The organism is Noviherbaspirillum humi (assembly GCF_900188095.1).
Classification (GTDB): Bacteria; Pseudomonadota; Gammaproteobacteria; order Burkholderiales; family Burkholderiaceae_D; genus Noviherbaspirillum; species Noviherbaspirillum humi.
The window spans coordinates 28533-52503 of the sequence record NZ_FZOT01000002.1; the positions used below are offsets into that span (position 1 = coordinate 28533).

Genomic DNA, 23971 nt, shown 5'->3' on the forward strand with positions numbered 1-23971 from the left:
GCGGATCAGTGGAACTGTTCTTCTTCGGTAGAACCGGTCAGCGCCGTCACCGAGGAGGTGCCGCCCTGGATCACGGTGGTGACTTCGTCGAAGTAGCCGGCGCCGACTTCCTGCTGGTGCGAGACGAAGGTATAGCCCTTCTCGCGGGCGGCAAATTCCGGCTCCTGCACCATGTTGACGTAGTGCTTCATGCCTTCGCCGCGGGCATACGCATGGGCGAACTGGAAGGAGTTGTACCAGTTGATGTGGATGCCGGCCAGGGTGATGAACTGATACTTGTAGCCCAGCTCCGACAGCTTCTCCTGGAATTCGGCGATCGATTTGTCGTCCAGGTTCTTTTTCCAGTTGAAGGATGGCGAGCAGTTATAGGACAGCAGCTTGCCGGGGCACTTGGCATGCACCGCCTGGGCGAACTCGCGGGCGAAGCCGAGGTCGGGCGTGCCGGTCTCGCACCAGACCAGGTCGGCAACCGGCGCGTAAGCGACGCCGCGGCTGATCGCCTGCTCCAGGCCATTCTTCACGCGGTAGAAGCCTTCGCCGGTGCGCTCGCCGGTAAGGAACGGCTTGTCGTTGGCATCATGGTCGGAGGTGATGAGGTTGGCGGCTTCGGCATCGGTCCGGGCCAGCACGATGGTCGGCACGCCCATGACGTCCGCGGCGAAGCGGGCGGCGGTCAGCTTCTCGACCGCTTCCTGGGTCGGCACCAGCACCTTGCCGCCCATGTGGCCGCACTTCTTGACGGCGGCGAGCTGATCTTCGAAGTGCACGCCGGCGGCGCCGGCGGCGATCATGTTCTTCATCAGCTCGAAGGCGTTCAGGACGCCGCCGAAACCGGCTTCAGCGTCGGCGACGATCGGCAGGAAGTAATCGATGAAGCCGTCGTCGCCCGGATTGATGCCGCGCTGCCATTGAATCTCGTCGGCACGCTTGAAGGTGTTGTTGATGCGGCGGACCATGGTCGGCACCGAGTCATAGGCATACAGCGACTGGTCGGGGTACATGGTTTCGGAAGTGTTACCGTCGGCAGCCACCTGCCAGCCCGACAGGTAGACCGCTTCCAGGCCGGCTTTCGCCTGCTGCATCGCCTGGCCGGCGCTGATGGCGCCGAAAGAGTTGACGTAGCCTTTCTTGGCCTTGCCGTTGATCAGGCCCCACAGCTTTTCGGCGCCGCGGCGGGCCAGGGTGTGCTCGATCTGCAGCGAGCCGCGCAGGCGAACCACATCCTCGGCGGTGTAATTGCGCTTGACGCCCTTCCAGCGCGGATTTTCCGCCCAGTCCTTTTCCAATGCCTGGATTTGCTCCTGACGAGATGCCATGGTGATTCCTCCTGTTAAGAAAATAAAACGTCGACCGTTGGAATCATCTTAAAGGCTATTTTGCAGGGCAACACACTCTTATATAAGACATATAAGCATTTTTTTAATCCATGATTTCAGATACTTAGATATTCTTTTTCGCGATGCGGAAAGCGATTCCTTGAAATGAAAAATGGCGATGATGCTCTGCACACCATGTTTTCGCATTATGAAACGCAGTTTTCGCGTCATGAAAATCGGCTGATGACTGAAGCGCAGCTGCGTTAATTCCATGGCAAACCGGCTCGATGGGATAAGCGCTACCATTCGCCTACCTTGACAAAAGCGAAAGGCGTCGCCGGCGCGCCGCCACCCTCATGAACAAAGGCATTTCCTTCGCCCTGCTTGCCGCCGTCCTGTTCGGCGCCAGCACCCCGCTGGCGAAAATCCTTGGCGCCGAGGCTGCGCCGGTCCTGCTTGCCGGTTTGCTTTATGCCGGCAGCGGCATCGGACTCGGCATCTGGCTGCTGGCGCGGCGGGCTCGGCCGGATCGTGCGGCGGAAACAGCGGGCGTTTTGACTGCGGGAGACTACCCATGGCTGGCCGGGGCGGTTCTGAGCGGCGGCATGCTGGGGCCGGTGATGCTGATGACGGGGCTGGCGCAGGTGCAGGGGTCCACCGCTTCCCTCCTGCTCAATCTGGAAGGCGTGCTGACCGCCCTGCTCGCCTGGTTCGTATTCCGAGAGCAGTTCGACCGCCGCATCTTCATCGGCATGGTGCTGATCATTGCCGCCGGCCTCGTGCTGGCCGGACAATCGGGATGGAACCAGGTGAACGGCTTCGGCATGCCGTGGGGCGAGCTGTGCATCGCCGCCGCCTGTCTGTGCTGGGCGATAGACAACAACCTGACGCGCAAGGTGGCCAATGGCGATGCATTGCAGATTGCGATGATCAAGGGATTGGCGGCCGGCGCGGTCAATCTCGGCATCGCGCTCGGCTGGCTCAACCATCCCTTGCCGGCGCTGCCGCAGGCGACCGCCGCCGGACTGGTCGGCTTCGCCGGGTACGGCCTGAGCCTAGTGCTATTCGTGCTGGCCTTGCGCCATCTCGGCACGGCACGCACCGGCGCATATTTCTCGCTCGCGCCCTTCGTCGGCGCCTCGCTGTCGCTGCTGCTGCTCGGCGACCAGCCCGGCCCGCTGTTCTGGCTGGCGGCGCTGCTGATGGCGGCGGGCATCTGGCTGCATCTGACCGAGCGGCACAGCCATACCCACCGCCATGAGCCGCTGGCGCATAGCCACAGCCATGCGCACGACGAGCATCACCAGCACCCTCACGACGGCGCCTGGGACGGCAGCGAGCCGCATATCCATTTCCATCGACATGCGCCGCTGGTGCACAAGCATCCCCACTTCCCTGACGCCCATCATCGGCATCATCACTGAAGCTGCGCGAATGGTCCCGTTTCAGGCCGCCTGCGGCCTGGCCGGGGCGCGGTCGGCCCTGGCGCCGATGCCCACGGCGGTCGAGATCGCCAGTATCTGGAAGAAGCCGATGGCGAAAAACACCCAGGCATGGCGGCCGGCATCCATGAAGGCGCCGAACATCAGCGGCGCCAGCATCATGCCCACATCCAGGCCCGAATACACCACGCCATAGACGCGGCCGGTGGCATTCTTCGGCGCGGTGGAACGGATCAGCAGGTCGCGCGACGGCCCGGCGACACCGGAGCCGAAGCCGATTGCACCCATCAGGATCAGCACGACGGCTGGCGGCAGCGCGGCACTGGCGACCAGCATGGAAATCAGGCCGGCGCTGATGAAAGCGATGGCAATGGTGCGTTCATGGCGCGCCGCGCGGCTGGCGATGAAGCCGCCGCAGATGGTGCCGAGCGCGGAGCACAGCATGTAGGCGGTGAAGCAGTCGGCCGCCAGCGGCAGCGACATGCCATACAGATTGCGCAGGCTGGGCGTGGCAAAGCTCTGGATGCCGCCCAGCGCCAGCGCGGTGATGAAGAAGAAACCGAAGCACATCCAAACGCCGGGCACTTTCAGGAAAGCCAGGGCATGCGGTCCGGCTTCGCCGGCAGGCGCCACGCCGGCGGAGGTACGCCGCCCCACGCCCTCCAGCACATCGCCATGGAGGAAGAGCAGCGCCAACACGGCGAAGGGAATGCAAGCGGCGGCCAGCAAGGCGGTGCGCCAGTCGGCCATGCCGTTGACGGCCAGCAAAAATACCGGTGCGGCCGCCCAGCCGAGATTGCCGGTGATGCCGTGGACCGAGAAGGCGTGGCCCAGCCGCGGCGCGGATACCCGCTGGTTGAGAATGGTGAAGTCGGCCGGATGAAAGACGCTGTTGCCAAGGCCCGCCAGCATGGAGCCGGCGATCAGCATGGCGTAGTTCTGCGCCTGCGAGAGGATCACCGCCGCGATGCCCATGAACGCGAGCCCGCCCAGCAGGACCCGGCGTGCGCCTATCCTGTCCACTACGAAGCCGGCCAGCACCTGGCCGGTGCCTGAAACCACGTAAAACATGGTCATCGCGAAGCCGAGTTCGGCATAAGACAGGCCGAATGCCGGCTTGAGCCACGGAAAGAGGGGCGCCAGGATCAGGTGAAAGAAATGGGACACGCTGTGAGCGAGTCCGACCAGCCCGATGACTTGGGCATCCTGGCGCAGCGTCGGTGCGGCAATCTGGTTCATGCGGTGGGTCCTGAATCGGCAAAAACAAGAGTGTAATCAAAATTGAGCGCACTCAGTTAATTTGCGGCAGGCAATCGAAATTTCGTTAGCCGCGCCAAAAGAAAAAGGGCGGCTTGCGCCACCCTTTCGGTACCTGCCTCACGCTGCTGCGTAATCACCGCTTTTCGAACACCAGTTCGCTGCCGCGGGTATCGACATGGATCGTGTCCTTCGGGCCGAAGCGGCCTTCCAGGATCTGCTTCGACAGCGGATTCTCCAGTTCCTGCTGGATGGCCCGCTTGAGCGGCCGGGCGCCGTAGACCGGATCGAAGCCGGCTTCCGCGATCTTCTGCAGCGCCGCGTCGGACACTTCCATCCGCATGTCCATCTTCGCCAGCCGCTTCTCCAGCACGTTGAGCTGGATGCGGGCGATGGCGCCGATGTTCTTCTCGTCGAGCGCGTGGAACACCACGATCTCGTCGATGCGGTTGATGAACTCCGGCCGGAAATGGCCCTTCACTTCCGCCATCACCGCCAGCTTCACCAGCTGCGGATCGCTGTCTTCCATCGACTGGATCTTCTGCGAGCCGAGGTTGGACGTCATCACGATCACCGTGTTCTTGAAGTCCACCGTGCGGCCTTGGCCATCGGTCATGCGGCCATCGTCCAGCACCTGCAGCAGCACGTTGAACACGTCCGGATGCGCCTTCTCGATCTCGTCCAGCAGGATCACGCTGTAGGGCTTGCGCCGCACCGCCTCGGTCAGGTAGCCGCCCTCCTCGTAGCCAACATAGCCCGGCGGCGCGCCGATCAGCCTGGCCACCGAATGCTTCTCCATGAATTCGCTCATGTCGATGCGGATCAGCGACTCCTCGGTATCGAACAGGAACGAAGCCAGCGCCTTGCACAGCTCCGTCTTGCCAACGCCTGTCGGGCCGAGGAACATGAAGGAACCGTACGGCCGGTTCGGGTCGCCAAGTCCGGCGCGCGAGCGGCGGATGGCATCCGACACCGCGACGATGGCTTCATGCTGGCCCACCACCCGCTTGTGCAGTTCCTCTTCCATCTGCAGCAGCTTGTCGCGCTCGCCCTGCATCATCTTGGCGACCGGGATGCCGGTGGCGCGGGACACGACTTCAGCGATCTCCTCCGCGCCAACCTGGGTGCGCAGCAGCTTCGGCTTTTCCGCCGTCGCCTCGCCCTGGTCGGCCTGCTTCAGCTGGGCCTCCAGCTGCGGCAGCCGGCCGTACTGCAGCTCCGACATCTTCTGCCAGTCGCCGCGGCGCTTGGCTTCGTCCATCTGCAGGCGCACCTTCTCGATCTCTTCCTTGATGTGCTGGCTGCCTTGCACCGCCGACTTCTCGGCTTTCCACACCTCTTCCAGATCGGCGTATTCGCGCTCCAGCTTGCCGATCTCGTCTTCGATCAGGCCGAGGCGCTTCTGCGACGCTTCATCCTTTTCCTTGCGCACCGCCTCGCGCTCGATCTTCAGCTGGATCAGCCGGCGGTCGAGCTTGTCCATCGCCTCCGGCTTGGAGTCGATTTCGATCTTGATCTTGGAGGCGGCCTCGTCGATCAGGTCGATGGCCTTGTCCGGCAGGAAGCGGTCGGTGATGTAGCGGTGCGACAGTTCCGCCGCGGCGACGATCGCCGGGTCGGTGATCTCCACGCCATGGTGGACTTCGTACTTCTCCTGCAGGCCGCGCAGGATGGCGATGGTCGCTTCAACGCTCGGCTCGTCCACCAGGATCTTCTGGAAGCGCCGCTCCAGCGCCGCATCCTTCTCGATGTACTTGCGGTATTCATCCAGAGTGGTGGCGCCGATGCAGTGCAGCTCGCCGCGCGCCAGCGCCGGCTTGAGCATGTTGCCGGCATCGATTGCGCCTTCGGCCTTGCCGGCGCCGACCATGGTATGGATCTCGTCGATGAAGACGATGGTCTGGCCCTCGTCCTGGGCGATTTCCTTGAGCACCGCCTTCAGGCGCTCCTCGAACTCGCCGCGGTACTTTGCGCCGGCGAGCAGCGCCGCCATGTCGAGCGAGAGCACGCGCTTGGATTTCAGGCTGTCAGGCACCTCGCCGTTGACGATGCGCTGGGCCAGGCCTTCGACGATGGCGGTCTTGCCCACGCCCGGCTCGCCGATCAGCACCGGATTGTTCTTCGAGCGGCGCTGCAGCACCTGGATGGCGCGGCGGATTTCGTCGTCGCGGCCGATCACCGGATCGAGCTTGCCGTTGCGGGCGCGTTCGGTCAGGTCCAGGGTGTATTTCTTCAGCGCTTCGCGCTGGCCTTCGGCATCGGCCGATGAAACGTTGCCGCCGCCGCGCACGGCATCGATCGCCGCTTCCAGCGCCTTACGGGTCAGGCCGTTCTCGCGGGCGATTCGGCCGGCGTCGGACTTGTCCTCGGTCAGCGCCAGCAGCACCATTTCGCTGGCGATGAACTGGTCGCCGCGCTTCTGCGCTTCCTTGTCGGCGAGATTGAGCAGGGCCACCGATTCGCGGCCGATCTGCACTTCGCCGCCGGTGCCGGTGACCTTGGGCAAACGCTCCACGCCGCTTTTCAGGGCGCTGGCCAGACCGCCCACATTTACCCCGGCACGCTGCAGCAGCGAGCGCGCGCCGCCGTCATCCTGGGCCAGCAGCGCCGAGACGATATGAATCGGGTCGATGTATTGGTTGTCGTTGCCCACAGCCTGGCTCTGGGCATCCTGCAATGCTTCTTGTAGTTTTGTGGTGAGTTTGTCGAGACGCATGGAATGATCTCCAGTAAATCGTATGGCAACAACTTAAGGCCGGAAAACCACTTTTCAAGCATGGCTTTGATCTAGCCGCCGAATGTTTCCAAAATTGATGGAATTACATGAAGTCCGGACGACCTGACGCTTTGCAGAAAATCAGCCATGGTTCCGCGCCTCAATCATCCCGGGCGACGGAGAGTCGAAAGAGGTGCGGGATCGGCTTACCCGGCGCATGGTGCGCCTGCCATGCCGGGAGGCACGGCGCTGACTTGGCCGGTCTCGCGGTCAGGCCGCGAAGGCTCGGTAAGTGAAAAGGCCGGCCAGGCAGAGGAGGATGGAGCCTGCCAAATGCAGACCAATATGTGCCAGCGCCGGCACATAGTCGCCGCGCTGCAGCAGCACCAGGGCTTCGGCGGAGAAGGTGGAAAAGGTGGTGAGGCCGCCGAGGAAGCCGGTGACTGCCAGCAAACGCCACTCCGGGGCGATTTCTGAATGCTGGCCGAAGAAGCCGAGCGCCATGCCGATCAGGTAGCCGCCGATCAAATTGGCCGCCAGCGTCCCGAGCGGCAGCCAGGGGTGAACCGCATTCAACAACAGCCCCAGCCCCCAGCGCAGCCAGGCGCCGAGCGCCGCGCCGATGCCGACCGCTGCCCAGTTCATGCGCTCGGCTTGCCCTGGGCGGCGTTGGCGGAGGCGATGCCCCATTTCGCCAGCGCCTTGTCATCTTCCACCCGGGCATCTACCCAGCGCGCTCCGCCCGGCGTGTCTTCCTTCTTCCAGAATGGCGCCTCGCTCTTGAGGTAATCCATGATGAACTCGCAGGCGGCGAAGGATTCGCCCCGGTGTGCCGAGGTGACAGCGACCAGCACGATCTGGTCCAGCGGCTTCAGCGGTCCGACGCGGTGGATCACCAATGCGTCGATGATGCTGAATCGCGCCCGGGCCTGGGCGACGATGTCCTCCAGCGCCTTCTCGGTCATCCCCGGATAATGCTCCAGCTCCATGCCACCGATGCGCTCGCCCTGGTTGATGTCTCGCACCGTGCCGACGAAGCTGCATACCGCGCCGATGCCCTTCTGGCCGGCGCGCAGGGCGGCCACTTCGGCGCCGAGGTCGAAATCTGCTGTCTGGATGCGGATCGGCATGGAATTTCCTGGCAAAAAATCAGCCGCCGGTCACCGGCGGGAAGAAGGCCACCTCGCCGCCTTCGGCAATCGGCGTGTCGGGGCCGGTCATCTGCTGGTTGAAGGCCATGCGCAATGCGCGGCCTTCGCCCAGCACCTCGGCCCAGATGCCGCCGCGCTCGCGCAGGAAGGCGCGAACCTCGCCAACGGTGCGGACGGTTTCCGGCAGCACGACGGCTTCCTGGCTGGTGCCGAGCGCCTCGCGGACGCTGGCGAAGAATCGCAGTTGTATGTTCATGGAATCAGGCCAAATACTGGCAGGGGTTCATCTTGTTTCGACGCCTTTTGCCCTTAGTAGGGTTCCGTCTAGGGTGCCATCCGCGCGCGATGTTCGATCAGTAAAGCAGCTCGCCGAAGGAAATGAAGCGCACCATGTCGCCGCGCGCGATCGCCTTTCTCGGCGGATTGTCGATCAGGCCGTCGCCCCAGACCGTGGAGGTCAGCACCGCCGAGCTCTGGTTGGTGAACAGGTCCAGCCCGCCGTCGGCATTGAGCTTTCCGCGCAAAAATTCGTTGCGCCGGTCCGGCTTCGGCCAGTCGAAATCGGCGCGCACCTGGAACGACTTCGGCGCCGCATGGGGCACGCCCTGCATGCGCAGGATGAAGGGCCGCACGAACAGCAGGAAGGTGACGAAACTGGAAACCGGATTGCCCGGCAGACCGAGGAAGAAGGCGGCATCGCCCTCGCCAGCGCCGCCCGGCCGCCGGATATCGCCAAAAGCCAGCGGCTTGCCCGGCTTGACGGCGATCTGCCACATGTTGAGCCTGCCTTCCGCTTCCACCGCCGGCTTGATGTGGTCTTCCTCGCCCACCGACACGCCGCCGGAGGTGATGATCAGGTCATGCTCCTCGGCGGCGGCACGCAGGGTATCGCGGGTGGCGGCGAGCGAATCCGGCACGATGCCGTAATCGGTGATGACGCAGCCCAGGTTTTCCAGCAGGCCGCGCAGCAGGAAGCGGTTGGAATTGTAGATGGCGCCCGGCCTCAGTTCTTCCCCCGGCATGGCCAGTTCGTCGCCGGTGAAGAAGACCGCCACCCGCAGCCGCCGCACCACCGGCAGGCTGGCCAGGCCGACGGACGCCGCCAGGCCGAGTTCCTGGGCCCGCAGGCGGGTGCCGGCGGGCAGGATGACGCTGCCGGCCCGGATATCCTCGCCGGTGCGGCGAATCCAGTCCCCCGGCGCCGGCGCGTGCCTGACGATGACGGCATCGCCGTCGGCCTCGCAGACTTCCTGCATCACCACCGCGTCGGCGCCCTCGGGAATCATGGCGCCGGTGAAGATGCGGGCGGCGGTGCCCGGCTGCAGCGGCGCGCCGACATGGCCGGCGGGAATGCGCTGCGACACCGTCAGCCGCGCCTGGCCGCTGGCGCAGTCGGCGCTGCGCACCGCGTAGCCATCCATCTGGGTATTGTCCATCGGCGGCACGTTGAGCTGGGAGCTTTGCGCCTGGGCCAGCACCCGGCCGTTGGCCGACAGGGTGGGCACGGATTCGGTTTCGGTCACCGGCCGCGCTGCGGCCATCAGGAAGTCGAGCGCCTCGGCGACGCTGAGCATGGGCTTCTTGTTATTCATGTCTCGCTCTCCACTCCGGCGCGCGCAGCGCGCCTCTGTTCCGACAAACCGGCTTACAGTCCGGTGTTTGCAGCGATGAAGGCCTTCATGCGCTCCACATCCGGCGGCATCACCTCGAAGCGCTGCGGCAGGCTCTCGATGTTCTCGAAGCCGGCCGGACGCTCCGCATCCCGGCCGAGCGCCTCGCGGATGGTTTCGTTGAACTTCGCCGGCAAGGCGGTTTCCAGCACGATCATGGTCACGCCCGGGGTCAGGTGCTCCCGCGCCACCTTCACGCCGTCGGCGGTATGGGTGTCAATGGTGATGCCGGACGACTCGCGCACATCGCGGATGGTGGCGAGGCGGTCCCGATGCACCGACTTGCCGGACAAAAAGCCGTACTGCGCCACCTTCCTGAACTCGTCGCCGTCGCTGCCGGGACGGCCGGACAAATCGAAGCCGCCCTCGGTCTCGACCTTGCGGAACAGCTGCCGCACCCGGTCGGCGTCGCGGTCGAGCAGGTCGAACACGAAGCGCTCGAAGTTCGACGCCTTGCTGATGTCCATGCTCGGGCTGCTGGTGTGATAGGTCTCGGCCGACTTGCGCACCCGGTAGACGCCGGTGCGAAAGAATTCGTCCAGGACATCGTTTTCGTTGGTGGCGGCCACCAGCTTGTCGATCGGCACGCCCATCATGCGGGCGATGTGGCCGGCGCAGATATTGCCGAAATTGCCGGAGGGGACGGTGAACGACACCTTCTGGTCGTTGCTGGTGGTGGCGGCGAGATAGCCGCGGATGTAGTACACCACCTGGGCCACGACACGAGCCCAGTTGATGGAATTGACGGTGCCGATCTTTTGGCGCGCCTTGAATTCCAGGTCGTTCGACACCGCCTTCACCATGTCCTGGCAATCGTCGAACACGCCTTCCACCGCGATGTTGAAGATGTTCGGATCCTGCAGGCTGAACATCTGCGCCGTCTGGAAGGCGCTCATCTTCTTGTGCGGCGAGAGCATGAAGACGCGGATGCCGCGCTTGCCGCGCATCGCATATTCGGCCGCGCTGCCGGTGTCGCCGGACGTCGCGCCGAAAATGTTCAGTTCCTCATGCTGCTTGGCCAGGGTGTATTCGAACAGGTTGCCGAGCAGCTGCATCGCCATGTCCTTGAAGGCCAGGGTCGGGCCGTTGGACAGGGCTTGCAGCAACACCGTGGCGCCGCCCCGCTCTTCCAGCCGGCGCAGCGGCGTGATCTGGCCGGCGTCCTCGCCGGCGCGGACGTTGCGATAGACCTCGGCGGTATAAGTCTTGGCAGTGAGCGCGCGCAGATCGGCTTCCGGAATGTCGGTGGCAAACTTTTTCAGCACCTCGAAGGCAAGGTCGGCGTAGGACAGTTTGCGCCAGGCATCCAGTTCGGCGCCGCTGATGCGCGGATACTCCGCCGGCAGGAACAGGCCGCCGTCCGGGGCCAGGCCGCCGAGCAGGATTTCGGAAAACGACTGCGGGGCCGACTGGCCGCGTGTAGAGACGTATTGCATAGAGGCGGAGGAAAACGATTTCGGTTGCGCGGAAAGCGCCCATTATAGTCGGGCGCCGGCGCCGTCAGCCGCCGCGGGGAAAAGCGGCGGCAGGTGCAAGGGAATCAGCTCAGCTGTTCCAGGCGGATCTTGGTGACCTGGCCGGCCACGGTCGGCAGCGCCTCGATGCGGGCGATCGCAGCCTCGACATGCTTTTCACGGGTCTGGTGCGTCAGCATGATGATGTCGGTCTGGCTCTCGCCCTCCGCCGGCTCCTTCTGCAGCATGGCGTCGATCGAGATAGTGGCATCGGCCAGGATGCGAGTGATATCGGCCAGCACGCCCGGCTGGTCGGCCACCTGCATGCGCAGATAGTAGCTGGTGGTGATTTCCGACATCGGCAGGATCGGCGTGTCAGTCATCGCGTTGGGCTGGAAGGCGAGGTGCGGCACGCGGTGTCCCGGATCGGCGGTGGCGAGTCGGGTGATGTCCACCAGGTCGGCGATGACGGCGGAAGCCGTCGGCTCGGCGCCAGCGCCCTTGCCGTAATACAGCGTAGCGCCGACGGCGTCGCCCTGCACCAGCACCGCGTTCATCGCGCCTTCGACGTTGGCGATCAGGCGCTTGGCCGGGATCAAGGTCGGATGCACGCGTAGCTCGATGCCGGCCACGCCATTGACCTCCGCGCGCTTGGCGATACCGAGCAGCTTGATGCGGTAACCGAGCTGCTCGGCATAGCGGATGTCGGTAGCCTGCAGCTTGGTGATGCCTTCCACATGGGCCTTGTCGAACTGCACCGGAATGCCGAACGCGATGGCCGACATGATGGTGGCCTTGTGCGCCGCGTCCACGCCTTCGATGTCGAAGGTCGGGTCAGCTTCGGCATAGCCCAGGCGCTGTGCTTCCTTCAGCACTACGTCGAAGTCCAGGCCCTTGTCGCGCATCTCCGACAGGATGAAGTTGGTGGTGCCGTTGATGATGCCGGCGATCCACTCGATGCGGTTGGCGGTCAGGCCTTCGCGCAGCGCCTTGATGATGGGGATGCCGCCGGCGACCGCCGCTTCAAAAGCGACCATCACGCCCTTTTCCTGGGCCGCCTTGAAGATTTCGTTGCCATGGGTGGCCAGCAGCGCCTTGTTGGCGGTAACCACATGTTTTCCATTGGCGATGGCCTTCAGCACCAGCTCCCTGGCGATGCCGTAGCCGCCGATCAGCTCGACCACGATGTCGATGTCCGGATGCTCGACCACCTGACGCGCATCGGCCACCACCTCGCAGGCGCCGCCGGTCAATTCGCGCGCACGCTCGACATTGAGGTCGGCGACCATGGCAATCTCGATGCCGCGTCCGGCGCGGCGCCGGATCTCTTCCTGGTTGCGCTTGAGTACCTGGAAAGTGCCGGAACCGACGGTGCCGATGCCGAGCAAGCCTACTTTGATGGGTTTCATGATTCTTTTCTGCGACGGATGGAAAGGGTTATCTGCTGTCGACGCGGGCCGCGCTCAGAGCGTGCCGTGCCGCCTGCGGTAGTGCTCGAGGAAGCGGGCGATGCGGCCGATCGCTTCGGTGAGGTCGTCGGAATTCGGCAGGAACACGACGCGGAAATGGTCCGGCGCGACCCAGTTGAAGCCGGTGCCCTGCACGATCAGCACCTTTTCCTCCGCGAGGAGCTCGTAGGCGAATTGCTGGTCGTCCTGGATCGGGTAGATCTTCGGGTCGAGGCGCGGGAACATGTACAGCGCCGACTTCGGCTTCACGCAGGAGACGCCCGGGATGTCGGTCAGCAGGCTGTGCGCCAGGTCGCGCTGCTTGAGCAGGCGGCCGCCGGGGCCCACCAGGTCGTTGATGCTCTGGTAGCCGCCGAGCGCGGTCTGGATCGCATACTGGCCGGGCGCGTTCGCGCACAGGCGCATCGAGGCGAGCATGTTCAAGCCTTCGATGTAATCCTTGGCGTGGCGCTTCTCGCCGGATACCACCATCCAGCCGGCACGGTAGCCGCAGGAGCGGTAATTTTTCGAGAGGCCGTTCAGCGTGAGGAACAACACGTCGTCGGCGAGCGAGGCGATGGAAGTGTGCTCGGCGTCGTCATACAGGGTCTTGTCGTAGATCTCGTCGGCGAACACGATCAACTGGTGCTGGCGCGCCAGCTCGACGATCTCGTTCAGCAGCGACACTGGATAGAGGGCGCCGGTGGGGTTGTTCGGGTTGATGACGACGATGGCTTTGGTGTGCGGCGTGATCTTGCGCTTGATGTCCTCGATGTCGGGATACCAGTCCGCCGCCTCGTCGCAGATGTAGTGCACCGGCTTGCCGCCGGATAAGCTGACCGCCGCCGTCCAGAGCGGGTAGTCGGGCGCCGGCACCAGCACTTCGTCGCCGGAATTGAGCAGGGCGTTCATGCCCATGACGATGAGTTCGGACGCGCCGTTGCCGATGAAGATGTCGTCGATGCCCACCCCGGCGATGCGCTTTTCCTGGGTGTAATGCATGATCGCCTTGCGCGGCGCGAACAGGCCCTTGGAGTCGGTGTAGCCGGAGGCATTGCCCATGTTGATGATCATGTCGTGCACGATCTCGTCGGGCGGGTCGAAGCCGAACACGGCCAGGTTGCCGATGTTCAGCTTGATGATCTTGTGGCCCTCTTCTTCCATCTGCTTGGCTTTCTCAAGCACAGGACCACGGATGTCATAGCAAACGTCTGCTAATTTCTTGGATTTCTGAATCGACCGCACGCGCGCTTCCCCGGTGAACATTGCAATGCCAAGCGGCCATGCTGCACCGCCAAAACGGCCATTTTGCCGAAAGCAACCTGTTTTATCAATGTATGAAGTCCTGTTTTGGGATGGAAAACGCTACAATGCGGCATCTTTTTGATCGCATTGCCGGAATTTCAAGCACGGGAATGTGTCGGAACCGGTTTCGATGCCTGCCATGTCCCAATCCGGCCTGGCGCCCGCCTGCTTGCGCAATACCGTCCGACCTCCCGGCGAGAACACACCATGAAACTCCACGCCAACCCAACCCAGCACTACCAGACCGTCACTGCCTATGAACCGGGCAGCGTCGAGGTCAATGCCGTTCGATTTGCTCACAGCCTGATTATCCTGCCGGAGACCCAGCCTGTTGCCTGGCCGGTGACGTCGTTCGACGCGCTTACCGTCGAGAGCTTCCAGCAGATCGACACGCTCGGCCCCGAAGTGGTGATTCTCGGCACTGGCGAACGCCAGCGCTTCATCCATCCGCGCCTGACCAAGCCGCTCACTTCGCGCCAGGTCGGCGTCGAGTGCATGGACAATGCCGCCGCCTGCCGCACCTACAACATTCTCATGGGCGAAGGCCGCAAGGTCGCCCTGGCCCTGATCTTCGAACAGGCAACCACGGGATCGGGAGCAGCATGACCGAACCTCACAAGTCGAAAACCACCGTCTGGATCGTTTTCCTGCTGTTCTGCATCGTCTGGTTCTACGCCCTGGGCGCCCGCACCCTGGTGCCGACCGACGAGGGCCGCTACGCCGAAATGGCGCGCGAGATGGTTGCCACCGGCGACTTCATCACGCCGCGCCTGAACGGCATCAAGTACTTCGAGAAACCGCCGCTGCAGAACTGGATGAACGCCCTCACCTTCGCGCTTTTCGGCCTGGGTGAATGGCAGGCCCGGCTCTGGACCGGTCTGTGCGGATTGTTCGGCGTGGTGCTGACGGCATATGCGGGAGCCCGGGTGTTCAATGCCCGCACCGGCTTCCTCGCCGGCGCGGTGCTCGCCTCCTCCTTCTTCTGGGCGGCGCTCGGCCATGTCAACACGCTGGACATGGGCTTGTCCGGCATGATGACCCTGGCGCTATGCGGCCTCCTGATCGCGCAGCGCAAAGGCGCCGGCCCGCGCGAGCGGCGGCGCTGGATGCTCGCCTGCTGGGCCGGCATGGCCCTGGCCGTGCTTTCCAAGGGCTTGATCGGCGTCGTGCTGCCTGGTGCCGTGCTGGTGATCTACAGCTTCGTGGCCCGTGACTGGGCAATCTGGAAGCGGCTGCATATCGGCGCCGGCCTGCTGGTGTTCTTCCTCATCACCGTGCCTTGGTTCGTGCTGGTCTCGATCAAGAATCCGGAATTCCTGCGCTTCTTCTTCATTCACGAGCATTTCCAGCGCTTTACGAGCAAGGTGCACTCCCGCGCGGGCCCTCCCTGGTATTTCCTGCCGATCCTGATCGCCGGCATCGTGCCCTGGCTTGGCATATTCATCCAAAGCCTGTGGCAGGCGGCGCGCGAACCGGGATCGGGCTTCCAGCCGAAGAAGATAGCGCTGGTCTGGGCCGTATTCATCTTTTTCTTTTTCAGCGTTTCCGGCTCCAAGCTGCCCTCCTACATCCTGCCGATCTTCCCGGCGCTGGGGCTGCTGATCGCCGCCTATCTCGATCAGGCGTCGTCGCGTGCCGTCGCCATTGCTTCGGGCGTGACCGCGGCAATCGCCCTCATCGGACTGGCCTTCGTGCATCGTATGCCGGGGATGACGGACGAAGCCTTTGCCGTGCCCCTGTACGAAGCCTACATGCCCTGGGTCTACCGCGGCACGGTGCTCGCGCTGCTCGGCGCGCTGGCTGCCTTCTGGATCGCTTTCAAGATGCATCGCAAGGAACTGGCGGCCTTGGTGCTGGCGGCTGCCGGATTTCTATGCAGCCAGCTGCTGATGATCGGCCACGAGCCGCTCGGCAGCTATGCCGCGGGCGTGCACCATCTGCCCGCCCTGGAGAAAGAGGTGACGAAGGACACGCCCATCTATCTTGTCGGCCGCTATGAACAAGCCCTGCCCTTCTATCTGCGCCGCACCATGACGCTGGTGGAACATGCGGACGAGATGGCCTTCGGCCTGGAGCAGGAGCCGCGCCTCTGGATTCCGAAGCGTGACGATTTCGTGCGCAAGTGGCGCGCGGATACGGAAGCCGGCAAGAAATCCATTGCCATCATGCGGCCGAACATTTATGAGGAATTCAAGCAGCAGGGCGTGCCGATGCGGGTCATTGGACAGGACCCGCGCCGCGTCATCGTCGTCAGCGACAATGGAGCGGCCGGCCAATGAACCTCGCCACCTTCGGCTTCATCTTCACCGGCATTTGCCTGAATGCGGTCGCGCAGCTGTTGCTGAAGGCCGGCACCAATGCCGTCGGCGCCATCCACCTGACGGCGGAGAACTGGTTCAGCACCGGCATCAAGCTGGCCACCCAGCTGCCCATCATCGGCGGGCTGTCCTGCTATGTTTTGTCAGTAGTGGTGTGGATCATCGGCCTGTCGCGGGTGGATGTCACCATCGCCTATCCGATGCTATCCCTCGGCTACATCATCAATGCCATCGGTGCCTGGTATTTTCTCGGCGAAGCGGTCAGCGCCCAGCGCCTGCTCGCCATCGGCATCATCATCGTCGGCGTCGCCCTGTTGGCGCGCAGCTAGCCTGCCTGTCCAGCACGCCAATCCGAACCACGAACTTCAAAGCCAGTCATCATGAGCGAATCTTTCCTGCCGTTTTCCAAGCCCACCATCGATGAAGCCACCATCGCCGCCGTCGGCGAAGTGCTTCGCTCCGGCTGGATCACCAGCGGCCCCAAGGTCCAGGCCTTCGAAGTCCAGCTGTCCGATTACTTCGGCGGGCGCCTGGTGCGCACCTTCAACTCCGGCACCTGCACCATGGAAATCGCGCTGCGGCTGGCCGGCATCGGCCCGGGCGACGAGGTGATCACCACCCCGATCTCCTGGGTGGCCACGGCCAACGTCATCCTGGAAGTCGGGGCGACGCCGGTGTTCGCCGACATTGATCCGGTTACCCGCAACATCGACCTGGACAAATTGGAAGCCGCGATCACGCCGCGCACCAAGGCGGTGATCCCGGTGTTCCTGGCGGGCCTGCCGGTGGACATGGACCGGCTGTACGCCATCGCCGACAAGCACAAGCTGCGCGTGGTGGAGGATGCGGCACAGGCTCTCGGCTCGTCCTGGAAGGGGCGCCGCATCGGCGCCTTCGGCGATTTGGTGTCCTTCAGCTTCCAGGCCAACAAGAACATCACCACCTCAGAAGGCGGCTGCCTCGTGGTCAACACGCCGGAAGAAGCGAAGCTGGCTGAGAAGATCCGCCTGCAGGGCGTGACGCGCAGCGGCTTCGACGGCATCGATGTCGACGTCCTCGGCGGCAAGTTCAACATGACCGATGTCGCGGCTGCCATCGGCCTCGGCCAGTTCGCCCACATCGATGCGGTGACCACCAAGCGCCGCGCCCTCGCGAAGCATTACTTCGACTGCTTCGGCACCGATTTCGAGGAGCAGTTCGGCGCCCAGCTGCCAGTGGCGGATTTTGAAAACAGCAACTGGCACATGTACCAGCTGGTGCTGCCGGAAACCATCACCCGGGCCGACTTCATGGAAAAAATGATGGCCAAGAACATCGGCATCGGCTACCACTATCCGCCCATCCACCTCTTCAGCCTGTACCGCGAGCGCGGCTTCAAGGAAGGCATGTTCCCGGTGGCGGAGCGGGTCGGCAAGCGCATCGTCAGCCTGCCCATGTTTTTCGCCATGGAAAACAGGGACGTGGAGCGCGCGGTCGAGGCTGTAAAATCCGTACTTCAAAAATAAGACCGTCCGATTTCTGCCCTGATGAAACCCGAACTTTCCGTAGTCATTCCCGTTTATAACGAGGAAAGCGGCCTGGCCAAGCTGTTCGCCCGCCTGTATCCGGCACTGGACAAGCTTGGCATTTCCTATGAGGTCCTGTTCGTCAACGACGGCAGCCGCGACCGCTCGGCCGCCATCCTGTCGGAGCAGTTCCGGCTCCGACCCGACGTCACCCGCGTCATCCTGTTCAACGGCAATTACGGCCAGCACATGGCCATCCTGGCCGGCTTCCAGGCTACCCGTGGCGACATCACCGTGACATTGGATGCCGACCTGCAAAACCCGCCAGAAGAAATCGGCCACCTCGTGACCAAGGTGCGCGAGGGCTATGACTATGTCGGGTCCATCCGCCGCGAGCGCCAGGACGTGGCCTGGCGCACCGTTGCATCCCGCGTGATGAATCGCCTGCGCGAAAGAATCACCCGCATCAAGATGACCGACCAGGGCAACATGCTGCGCGCTTACGGCCGCAACGTGATTGATCTGATCAATCAATGCAGCGAGGTCAATACCTTCATCCCGGCGCTGGCCTACACCTTTTCCCGCCGTCCGACCGAAATCATCGTGGAGCACGAGGAGCGCGCCGCCGGGGAATCGAAATACTCGCTGTATAGCCTGATCCGGCTGAATTTCGATCTCATCACCGGCTTCTCGCTGGTGCCGCTGCAGATGTTTTCCATGCTCGGCATCGGCCTGTCCTTCGTCTCGGCAGCGCTCTTCGTGGTGCTGCTGGCGCGGCGCTTCCTGTTCGGCGCCGAGGTCGAGGGCGTGTTCACGCTGTTCGCCATCACCTTCTTCCTGCTCGGCGTGGTGCTGTTCGGCATCGGCCTGGTCGGCGAGTATGTCGGCCGCATCTATCAGCAGGTACGCGGCCGGCCGCGCTTCGTGATTCAGGCCATTCTCGAGGAAGGCGCCGCCGTCGAACCGGCGCACATTGTGGAGCCGGTCAACGGCACGAAAGGCTGAACCATGCGCGCCGTCGTCTTCGCCTATCACAATGTCGGTGTGCGCTGCCTGCGGGTATTGCTCGCACGCGGCGTCGATGTCGCTCTGGTCGTGACCCATCAGGACAACCCTGCCGAAACCATCTGGTTCGAATCCGTCGCCTCGGTCTGCGAAGAACAGGGCATTCCCTACATCACGCCGGACGATCCGAAATCCGAAGAATTGCTGCACCAGGTGCAGGCCGCCCGGCCGGACCTGATCTTCAGCTTCTACTACCGCCACATGCTGCCGGTGAACGTGCTGGGACTCGCCCCGCAGGGCGCCTTCAACATGCACGGCTCCCTGCTGCCGAAATATCGCGGCCGTGTGCCGGTGAACTGGGCGGTGCTGCATGGCGAGACCGAGACCGGCGCCACCCTGCATGAAATGCTGGCCAAGCCGGATGCCGGCGCCATCGTGGCCCAAACCGCGGTGCCCATCCTGCCGGACGATACGGCCCATGAAGTGTTCGGCAAGGTAACGGTCGCCGCGGAGCAGACACTGTGGCGGGCGCTGCCGGAAATGATCGCCGGCCGCATCTCGCGCCAGGAAAATGACCTCCGCCAGGGCAGCTATTTCGGCGGACGCAAGCCGGAGGACGGGCGCATCGACTGGCAGCAGAGCGCCCAGCAAATCTACAATCTGCACCGCGCGGTGGCGCCGCCCTACCCCGGCGCCTGGACCGTCCTGAACGGCCGCACCTTCATCATCGGCAAGGCGCGTCTTGCCAAAGAAACCATGCCGCATTTGCTCCCGGGCTTGGCTGTGGTGGATAATCGCATATTTGGCGTGGGCGGCGATGGCCGCGCCATCCAGATCTCTACGTTGCTTTCCGACGGCAAGACGGTGACGCCGGCTGAGCTGCAGCAACTCCTGTAAATCGTCAATCCGCTCGTCCGGCGGCTCCACATTAAGAAATCGATATGAAAAAAGTCCTCATTCTCGGTGTCAACGGCTTCATCGGCCATCACCTGTCCAAGCGCATTCTCGAAACCACCGACTGGCATGTCTATGGCATGGACATGATGACCGACCGCATCACGGACATCCTGGAAAACGAGAGCTACAAGAGCCGCATGCACTTCTTCGAGGGCGACATCACCATCAACAAGGAGTGGGTCGAGTACCACGTCAAGAAATGCGACGTCATCCTGCCGCTGGTGGCCATCGCCACGCCGTCGACCTATGTGAAGCAGCCGCTGCGCGTGTTCGAACTGGACTTCGAAGCCAACTTGCCCATCGTCCGCTCTGCCGCCAAGTACAACAAGCATCTGGTCTTCCCGTCCACTTCCGAAGTCTACGGCATGTGCCATGATGAGGAATTCGACCCCGAAGAATCCGAGCTGATCTGCGGCCCGATCAACAAGCCGCGCTGGATCTACTCCTGCGCCAAGCAGCTGATGGACCGCGTGATTTGGGGCTACGGCATGGAGAGCGGCCTCAACTTCACCCTGTTTCGTCCATTCAACTGGATCGGTGCGGGTCTCGATTCCATCCATACGCCGAAGGAAGGCAGCTCGCGCGTCGTCACCCAATTCTTCGGCCATATCGTGCGCGGCGAGAACATCTCGCTGGTTGACGGCGGCCAGCAGAAGCGCGCCTTCACCTACATCGACGATGGCATCGACGCCCTGATGCGCATTATCGCCAACAAGGATGGCGTCGCCAGCGGCAAGATCTACAACATCGGCAATCCGACCAACAACTACTCCATCCGCGAACTGGCCACCATGATGCTCAAGCTCGCTGCCGAGTACCCGGAATACGCCGACACCGCCAAGAAGGTCCAGCTGGTGGAGACCACTTCTGCCGCCTACTACGGCAAGGGGTATCAAGACGTGCAGAATCGCGTGCCGAAAATCACCAACACCTGCGAGGAACTCGACTGGAAACCCACCACCACCATGGAAGCCACCCTGCGCAACATCTTCGACGCTTATCGCGGTCAGGTGGCCGACGCCCGCGCCCTGATGGATTGAGACAGTGCCGCTGCTGACCCTCAAGATCGACGTCGACACCTATCGCGGCACCCGGGAAGGCACGCCCAATCTGGCGCGCATGCTGCGCCGGCACCGGGCCGATGCCACCTTTCTGTTCTCGCTCGGTCCGGACCATACCGGCTGGGCCTTGCGCCGGGCGCTGCGCCCGGGCTTCTTCCAGAAGGTGTCGCGTACGTCGGTGGTGGAGCATTACGGCATCAAGACGCTGATGTACGGCGTGCTGCTTCCCGGCCCCGACATCGGCCGCACCTGCGCCGGGCAGATGCGGGCGGTGGCTAAGGACGGCTTCGAATGCGGCATCCATACCTGGGATCATGTCTATTGGCAGGACAATGTGCGCAAGCGCGACGCCGCATGGACCCGAAACCAGATGGACGAGGCGTTTCAGCGCTTTCGGTCCATCTTCGGCGCGGCGCCCCAGACCCATGGCGCCGCCGGCTGGCAGATGAACGAACATGCCTTCCGCCAGCTTGATGCCTACGGCATGCGCTACGCATCCGACGGCCGTTCCGAATTGAAAGAAGATGGCAGCTTGGCCGATGCTTCGGCCGGCCCTTATCGCCTCCGCGTGGAAGGCCAAGAGCTGAATTGTGTCCAGCTGCCGACCACGCTGCCGACATTGGATGAAGTGCTCGGCCGCGACATCAATGGCACCACCATCAACCTGGACAACCTGCCGCAGTATCTGCTGCGCCTGACGGAAACGCGGCGGGATCATGTCTTTACCCTGCACGCCGAGCTTGAAGGACAGAAACTCGCCCCCATCTTCGAGCAATTGCTGGGCGGCTGGCGCGACCAGGGCTACGATCTGGTATCGATGCGGCAGTACCATGAACACGTCGCAGGGCAGCGGCTTCCGGTCCGGGATTTTGCCTGGGGCGAATTGCCTGGCCGCTCCGGCGAAGTGATCATCGAGCCGGCGAGGCAGCAGCCCGCCCGTCCCTCTTGAGCGAGCAAAACGAAAAGAACAATCAATCTGCAGGAGTTAACATGACCGACCAAGTGGCGCTCGGCGCCCCCGTTCCCGACTTCTCCGGCGCCATGACCGGCGGTACCGAGTTCCAGTTGCAGAATTATCGCGGCCGCAAGCTGGTGCTGTACTTCTACCCCAAGGACAACACGCCCGGCTGCACCACGGAAAGCATGCACTTCCGTGACCTGTATCCGCAATTTCAGGAGCGCGGCGCGGAAATCTTCGGCATCAGCCGCGACAGCATCGCTTCCCATGACAATTTCAAGGGCAAGCTCGAGCTTCCCTTCGAACTCATCTCCGACCCGGACGAAAAGCTCTGCAATCTGTTCGAAGTGATGAAGGTCAAGAACATGTACGGCAAGAAGGTAAGGGGCGTCGAGCGCAGCACTTTTGTCATTGACGCATCTGGCAATTTGGTGAAAGAATGGCGTGGAGTGAAAGTGCCAGGGCACATCGACGAAGTTTTGGAGTTCGTGGGGTCTCTGGCTTGAACTGACGAGCCGATTTGAATCCAGCAGATTTTTCCTCTCGAAAGCCGTTTGCGGAAGTGGCGTGCAGCCTTCCCAAACGGCTTTTTTGTTTGCGAAAACCGGTTTTCCTTTTTCCGTTTGTCGTCCCTTCATCAACCCCTTCCCGCAGCGCTGGACGTTGCGGCCCACCTGCAGTCGTCGACGACCATCGTCGAGTCTTGACCCTATTTCAGACAATTTCCTGTTGAGGTTCTGATGCCACTGCCAAAAATACCGACGAAACCCGCAACACTGCTGTCCCCTGAAGATTATCCCAAGGCAGAAAAAGGCAAGTCCGTCAAACCCGTGGTTTCCCTCGTGGAGCCGCCCGCGACACCCGCAGAACCAGCCGTGGAAGCGCCGAAGGCGCGCGGCCGCATCGCCGAGAAGCCGGCCGTCAAGGCGGTTGCCACCAAGCCGCGCGCAGTGCCCAGCCTGATGAAGTCCGGCACCAGCCGCTCGGCCGACAAGGCCGGTATCACCAAGATGTTCGTACTCGATACCAACGTGCTCATGCATGACCCGACCTCGCTGTTCCGCTTCGAGGAGCATGACGTCTACCTGCCGATGATGACGCTGGAGGAACTCGACAACCACAAGAAGGGCATGTCGGAGGTCGCAAGGAATGCGCGCCAGGTATCGCGCTCGCTCGATGCGCTGGTCGCCGACGTGCAGGAAGAAGACATAGAGAGCGGCATTCCCTTGTCCAAGCTGGGCAACAAGGATGCCAAGGGCCGTCTCTTCTTCCAGACCAAGCTGCAGCCGACGACGCTTCCCGAAGGCCTCCCCAGCGGCAAGGCCGACAATCAGATCCTCGGCGTGGTGCGCGCGCTGGAAGAACAGTTCCCCGACCGCCCGATCGTGCTGGTGTCCAAGGACATCAACATGCGCATCAAGGCGCGTGCGATGGGCCTGCCGGCCGAAGAGTACCTGAACGACCATGTGCTGGAAGACACCGATCTGCTCTATTCCGGCATCCTGCAGCTTCCGGACGACTTCTGGAACAAGCATGCCAAGGGCATGGAGTCGTGGCAGGAGAACAAGCATGGCACCGGCTATACCTTCTATCGCGTCACCGGTCCGACGGTGCCGTCGATGCTGGTCAACCAGTTCGTGTTCCTCGAACCGAGCAATGGCGAGGCGCCGTTCTACGGCCAGGTCAAGCAGATCAACGGCAAGACGGCGGTGCTGCAGACGCTGCGCGACTACACCCATGGCAAGAACGGCGTGTGGGGCGTCACCGCCCGCAATCGCGAGCAGAACTTCGCGCTGAATCTATTGATGAATCCGGAGTGCGACTTCGTCACCCTGCTCGGCCAGGCCGGCACCGGCAAGACCCTGCTGGCGCTCGCCGCCGGCTTGGCGCAGGTGCTGGAGACGAAGCTCTACAATGAAATCATCGTCACCCGGGTCACCGTGCCGGTGGGCGAAGACATCGGCTTCCTGCCCGGCACCGAAGAGGAAAAGATGTCGCCCTGGATGGGCGCCTTCGACGACAACCTCGAAGTGCTGAACAAGACCGACAGCGATGCCGGCGAATGGGGCCGCGCCGCGACGCAGGACCTGATCCGCTCCCGCATCAAGATCAAGTCGATGAATTTCATGCGCGGGCGCACTTTCGTCAACAAGTTCCTGATCGTCGACGAAGCCCAGAACCTGACGCCGAAGCAGATCAAGACCCTGGTCACCCGCGCCGGTCCCGGCACGAAGATCATCTGCCTCGGCAACATCGCGCAGATCGACACGCCCTATCTCACCGAAGGCTCCAGCGGCCTCACGTATGTCGTGGACCGCTTCAAGGGCTGGGCGCACAGCGGCCATGTGACGCTGGCGCGGGGCGAGCGCTCCAGGCTGGCGGATCACGCCAGCGACGTGCTGTAGCCT

The 23971-nt window shown here is 63.1% G+C and carries 21 protein-coding genes; 11 read left to right on the forward strand and 10 right to left on the reverse strand.

Annotated features, from left to right (window positions below; translation table 11 throughout):
- Positions 1-5: 5 nt before the first annotated feature.
- Positions 6-1316, reverse strand: coding sequence for an isocitrate lyase (gene aceA, locus CHB88_RS03480; protein ID WP_089397922.1), 1311 nt, complete (start codon positions 1314-1316; stop codon positions 6-8).
- Between the two features lie 356 nt (positions 1317-1672).
- On the opposite strand from aceA, the gene CHB88_RS03485 reads away from it, so the two are divergent.
- On the forward strand, positions 1673-2740 hold the full coding sequence (locus tag CHB88_RS03485; RefSeq protein ID WP_089397923.1) for a DMT family transporter: 1068 nt from the start codon (positions 1673-1675) through the stop codon (positions 2738-2740).
- Between the two features lie 21 nt (positions 2741-2761).
- Here the strand turns inward: CHB88_RS03485 and CHB88_RS03490 are convergent, their stop codons facing one another.
- The 9 genes from CHB88_RS03490 to CHB88_RS03530 all read right to left on the reverse strand — a co-directional run bounded on the left by CHB88_RS03490 (position 2762) and on the right by CHB88_RS03530 (position 13699).
- Positions 2762-3997 (reverse strand): MFS transporter, encoded by a 1236-nt coding sequence (locus CHB88_RS03490; protein ID WP_089397924.1) that lies wholly within the window; start codon positions 3995-3997, stop codon positions 2762-2764.
- A gap of 154 nt (positions 3998-4151) precedes the next feature.
- The gene (clpB, locus tag CHB88_RS03495) at positions 4152-6731 is read right to left on the reverse strand and encodes an ATP-dependent chaperone ClpB (RefSeq protein ID WP_089397925.1); all 2580 of its coding nucleotides are present in this window, start codon (positions 6729-6731) and stop codon (positions 4152-4154) included.
- Positions 6732-7001: 270 nt separating this feature from the next.
- A complete protein-coding gene (gene crcB, locus CHB88_RS03500; protein ID WP_089397926.1) occupies positions 7002-7376 on the reverse strand; it encodes a fluoride efflux transporter CrcB in 375 nt (124 codons plus the stop codon).
- Positions 7373-7861: a molybdenum cofactor biosynthesis protein MoaE gene (locus CHB88_RS03505; protein ID WP_089397927.1), complete on the reverse strand. Its 489-nt coding sequence runs from the start codon at positions 7859-7861 to the stop codon at positions 7373-7375. The genes crcB and CHB88_RS03505 overlap by 4 nt, the downstream gene beginning before the upstream one ends.
- Before the next feature lie 19 nt (positions 7862-7880).
- Positions 7881-8138 carry a molybdopterin converting factor subunit 1 gene (gene moaD, locus CHB88_RS03510; protein ID WP_089397928.1) on the reverse strand — a complete coding sequence of 86 codons (258 nt, stop codon included), beginning with the start codon at positions 8136-8138 and terminating at the stop codon, positions 7881-7883.
- Between the two features lie 97 nt (positions 8139-8235).
- The gene (locus CHB88_RS03515; RefSeq protein ID WP_089397929.1) at positions 8236-9474 is read right to left on the reverse strand and encodes a molybdopterin molybdotransferase MoeA; all 1239 of its coding nucleotides are present in this window, start codon (positions 9472-9474) and stop codon (positions 8236-8238) included.
- Between the two features lie 53 nt (positions 9475-9527).
- The gene (gene thrC / locus CHB88_RS03520; protein WP_089397930.1) at positions 9528-10988 is read right to left on the reverse strand and encodes a threonine synthase; all 1461 of its coding nucleotides are present in this window, start codon (positions 10986-10988) and stop codon (positions 9528-9530) included.
- A gap of 104 nt (positions 10989-11092) precedes the next feature.
- Positions 11093-12415: a homoserine dehydrogenase gene (locus CHB88_RS03525; RefSeq protein ID WP_089397931.1), complete on the reverse strand. Its 1323-nt coding sequence runs from the start codon at positions 12413-12415 to the stop codon at positions 11093-11095.
- 54 nt (positions 12416-12469) lie between these two features.
- Positions 12470-13699: a pyridoxal phosphate-dependent aminotransferase gene (locus CHB88_RS03530; RefSeq protein WP_089398466.1), complete on the reverse strand. Its 1230-nt coding sequence runs from the start codon at positions 13697-13699 to the stop codon at positions 12470-12472.
- Positions 13700-13966: 267 nt separating this feature from the next.
- Between CHB88_RS03530 and CHB88_RS03535 the strand changes: the two genes are divergently transcribed.
- The 10 genes from CHB88_RS03535 (at position 13967) to CHB88_RS03580 (ending at position 23968) form a co-directional block, all read left to right on the forward strand.
- Positions 13967-14365: an Mth938-like domain-containing protein gene (locus tag CHB88_RS03535; RefSeq protein ID WP_089397932.1), complete on the forward strand. Its 399-nt coding sequence runs from the start codon at positions 13967-13969 to the stop codon at positions 14363-14365.
- On the forward strand, positions 14362-16038 hold the full coding sequence (locus CHB88_RS03540) for a glycosyltransferase family 39 protein (RefSeq protein WP_089397933.1): 1677 nt from the start codon (positions 14362-14364) through the stop codon (positions 16036-16038). Before CHB88_RS03535 ends, CHB88_RS03540 begins: the two co-directional genes overlap by 4 nt.
- A complete protein-coding gene (locus tag CHB88_RS03545; protein ID WP_089397934.1) occupies positions 16035-16406 on the forward strand; it encodes an EamA family transporter in 372 nt (123 codons plus the stop codon). The genes CHB88_RS03540 and CHB88_RS03545 overlap by 4 nt, the downstream gene beginning before the upstream one ends.
- Before the next feature lie 51 nt (positions 16407-16457).
- Entirely contained in the window at positions 16458-17582 is a 1125-nt protein-coding gene (locus tag CHB88_RS03550) for a DegT/DnrJ/EryC1/StrS family aminotransferase (RefSeq protein WP_089397935.1), read from the forward strand.
- A gap of 21 nt (positions 17583-17603) precedes the next feature.
- Positions 17604-18587, forward strand: coding sequence for a glycosyltransferase (locus tag CHB88_RS03555; protein WP_089397936.1), 984 nt, complete (start codon positions 17604-17606; stop codon positions 18585-18587).
- Between the two features lie 3 nt (positions 18588-18590).
- Positions 18591-19484, forward strand: a complete 894-nt coding sequence (locus tag CHB88_RS03560; protein ID WP_089397937.1) for a formyltransferase — start codon at positions 18591-18593, stop codon at positions 19482-19484.
- Positions 19485-19528: 44 nt separating this feature from the next.
- Entirely contained in the window at positions 19529-20584 is a 1056-nt protein-coding gene (locus CHB88_RS03565) for a bifunctional UDP-4-keto-pentose/UDP-xylose synthase (protein WP_089397938.1), read from the forward strand.
- Positions 20585-20588: 4 nt separating this feature from the next.
- A complete protein-coding gene (locus CHB88_RS03570; RefSeq protein WP_089397939.1) occupies positions 20589-21554 on the forward strand; it encodes a polysaccharide deacetylase family protein in 966 nt (321 codons plus the stop codon).
- Positions 21555-21595: 41 nt separating this feature from the next.
- Positions 21596-22069: a peroxiredoxin gene (locus tag CHB88_RS03575; protein WP_089397940.1), complete on the forward strand. Its 474-nt coding sequence runs from the start codon at positions 21596-21598 to the stop codon at positions 22067-22069.
- A 234-nt stretch (positions 22070-22303) separates the two neighbouring features.
- Positions 22304-23968 carry a PhoH family protein gene (locus tag CHB88_RS03580; protein WP_176442301.1) on the forward strand — a complete coding sequence of 555 codons (1665 nt, stop codon included), beginning with the start codon at positions 22304-22306 and terminating at the stop codon, positions 23966-23968.
- Positions 23969-23971: the final 3 nt, after the last annotated feature.

Excerpts from the sequence above, each read along its gene's own strand:
- CHB88_RS03575 (WP_089397940.1), top strand. The coding sequence starts at position 21,596 with ATGACCGACCAAGTGGCGCTCGGCGCCCCCGTTCCCGACTTCTCCGGC.
- CHB88_RS03550 (WP_089397935.1), top strand. The coding sequence starts at position 16,458 with ATGAGCGAATCTTTCCTGCCGTTTTCCAAGCCCACCATCGATGAAGCC.
- moaD (WP_089397928.1), bottom strand. The coding sequence starts at position 8,138 with ATGAACATACAACTGCGATTCTTCGCCAGCGTCCGCGAGGCGCTCGGC.
- crcB (WP_089397926.1), bottom strand. The coding sequence starts at position 7,376 with ATGAACTGGGCAGCGGTCGGCATCGGCGCGGCGCTCGGCGCCTGGCTG.
- CHB88_RS03515 (WP_089397929.1), bottom strand. The coding sequence starts at position 9,474 with ATGAATAACAAGAAGCCCATGCTCAGCGTCGCCGAGGCGCTCGACTTC.
- CHB88_RS03505 (WP_089397927.1), bottom strand. The coding sequence starts at position 7,861 with ATGCCGATCCGCATCCAGACAGCAGATTTCGACCTCGGCGCCGAAGTG.
- thrC (WP_089397930.1), bottom strand. The coding sequence starts at position 10,988 with ATGCAATACGTCTCTACACGCGGCCAGTCGGCCCCGCAGTCGTTTTCC.
- CHB88_RS03535 (WP_089397932.1), top strand. The coding sequence starts at position 13,967 with ATGAAACTCCACGCCAACCCAACCCAGCACTACCAGACCGTCACTGCC.
- CHB88_RS03555 (WP_089397936.1), top strand. The coding sequence starts at position 17,604 with ATGAAACCCGAACTTTCCGTAGTCATTCCCGTTTATAACGAGGAAAGC.
- CHB88_RS03485 (WP_089397923.1), top strand. The coding sequence starts at position 1,673 with ATGAACAAAGGCATTTCCTTCGCCCTGCTTGCCGCCGTCCTGTTCGGC.
- clpB (WP_089397925.1), bottom strand. The coding sequence starts at position 6,731 with ATGCGTCTCGACAAACTCACCACAAAACTACAAGAAGCATTGCAGGAT.
- CHB88_RS03490 (WP_089397924.1), bottom strand. The coding sequence starts at position 3,997 with ATGAACCAGATTGCCGCACCGACGCTGCGCCAGGATGCCCAAGTCATC.
- CHB88_RS03565 (WP_089397938.1), top strand. The coding sequence starts at position 19,529 with ATGAAAAAAGTCCTCATTCTCGGTGTCAACGGCTTCATCGGCCATCAC.
- CHB88_RS03525 (WP_089397931.1), bottom strand. The coding sequence starts at position 12,415 with ATGAAACCCATCAAAGTAGGCTTGCTCGGCATCGGCACCGTCGGTTCC.
- aceA (WP_089397922.1), bottom strand. The coding sequence starts at position 1,316 with ATGGCATCTCGTCAGGAGCAAATCCAGGCATTGGAAAAGGACTGGGCG.
- CHB88_RS03545 (WP_089397934.1), top strand. The coding sequence starts at position 16,035 with ATGAACCTCGCCACCTTCGGCTTCATCTTCACCGGCATTTGCCTGAAT.
- CHB88_RS03540 (WP_089397933.1), top strand. The coding sequence starts at position 14,362 with ATGACCGAACCTCACAAGTCGAAAACCACCGTCTGGATCGTTTTCCTG.
- CHB88_RS03560 (WP_089397937.1), top strand. The coding sequence starts at position 18,591 with ATGCGCGCCGTCGTCTTCGCCTATCACAATGTCGGTGTGCGCTGCCTG.
- CHB88_RS03580 (WP_176442301.1), top strand. The coding sequence starts at position 22,304 with ATGCCACTGCCAAAAATACCGACGAAACCCGCAACACTGCTGTCCCCT.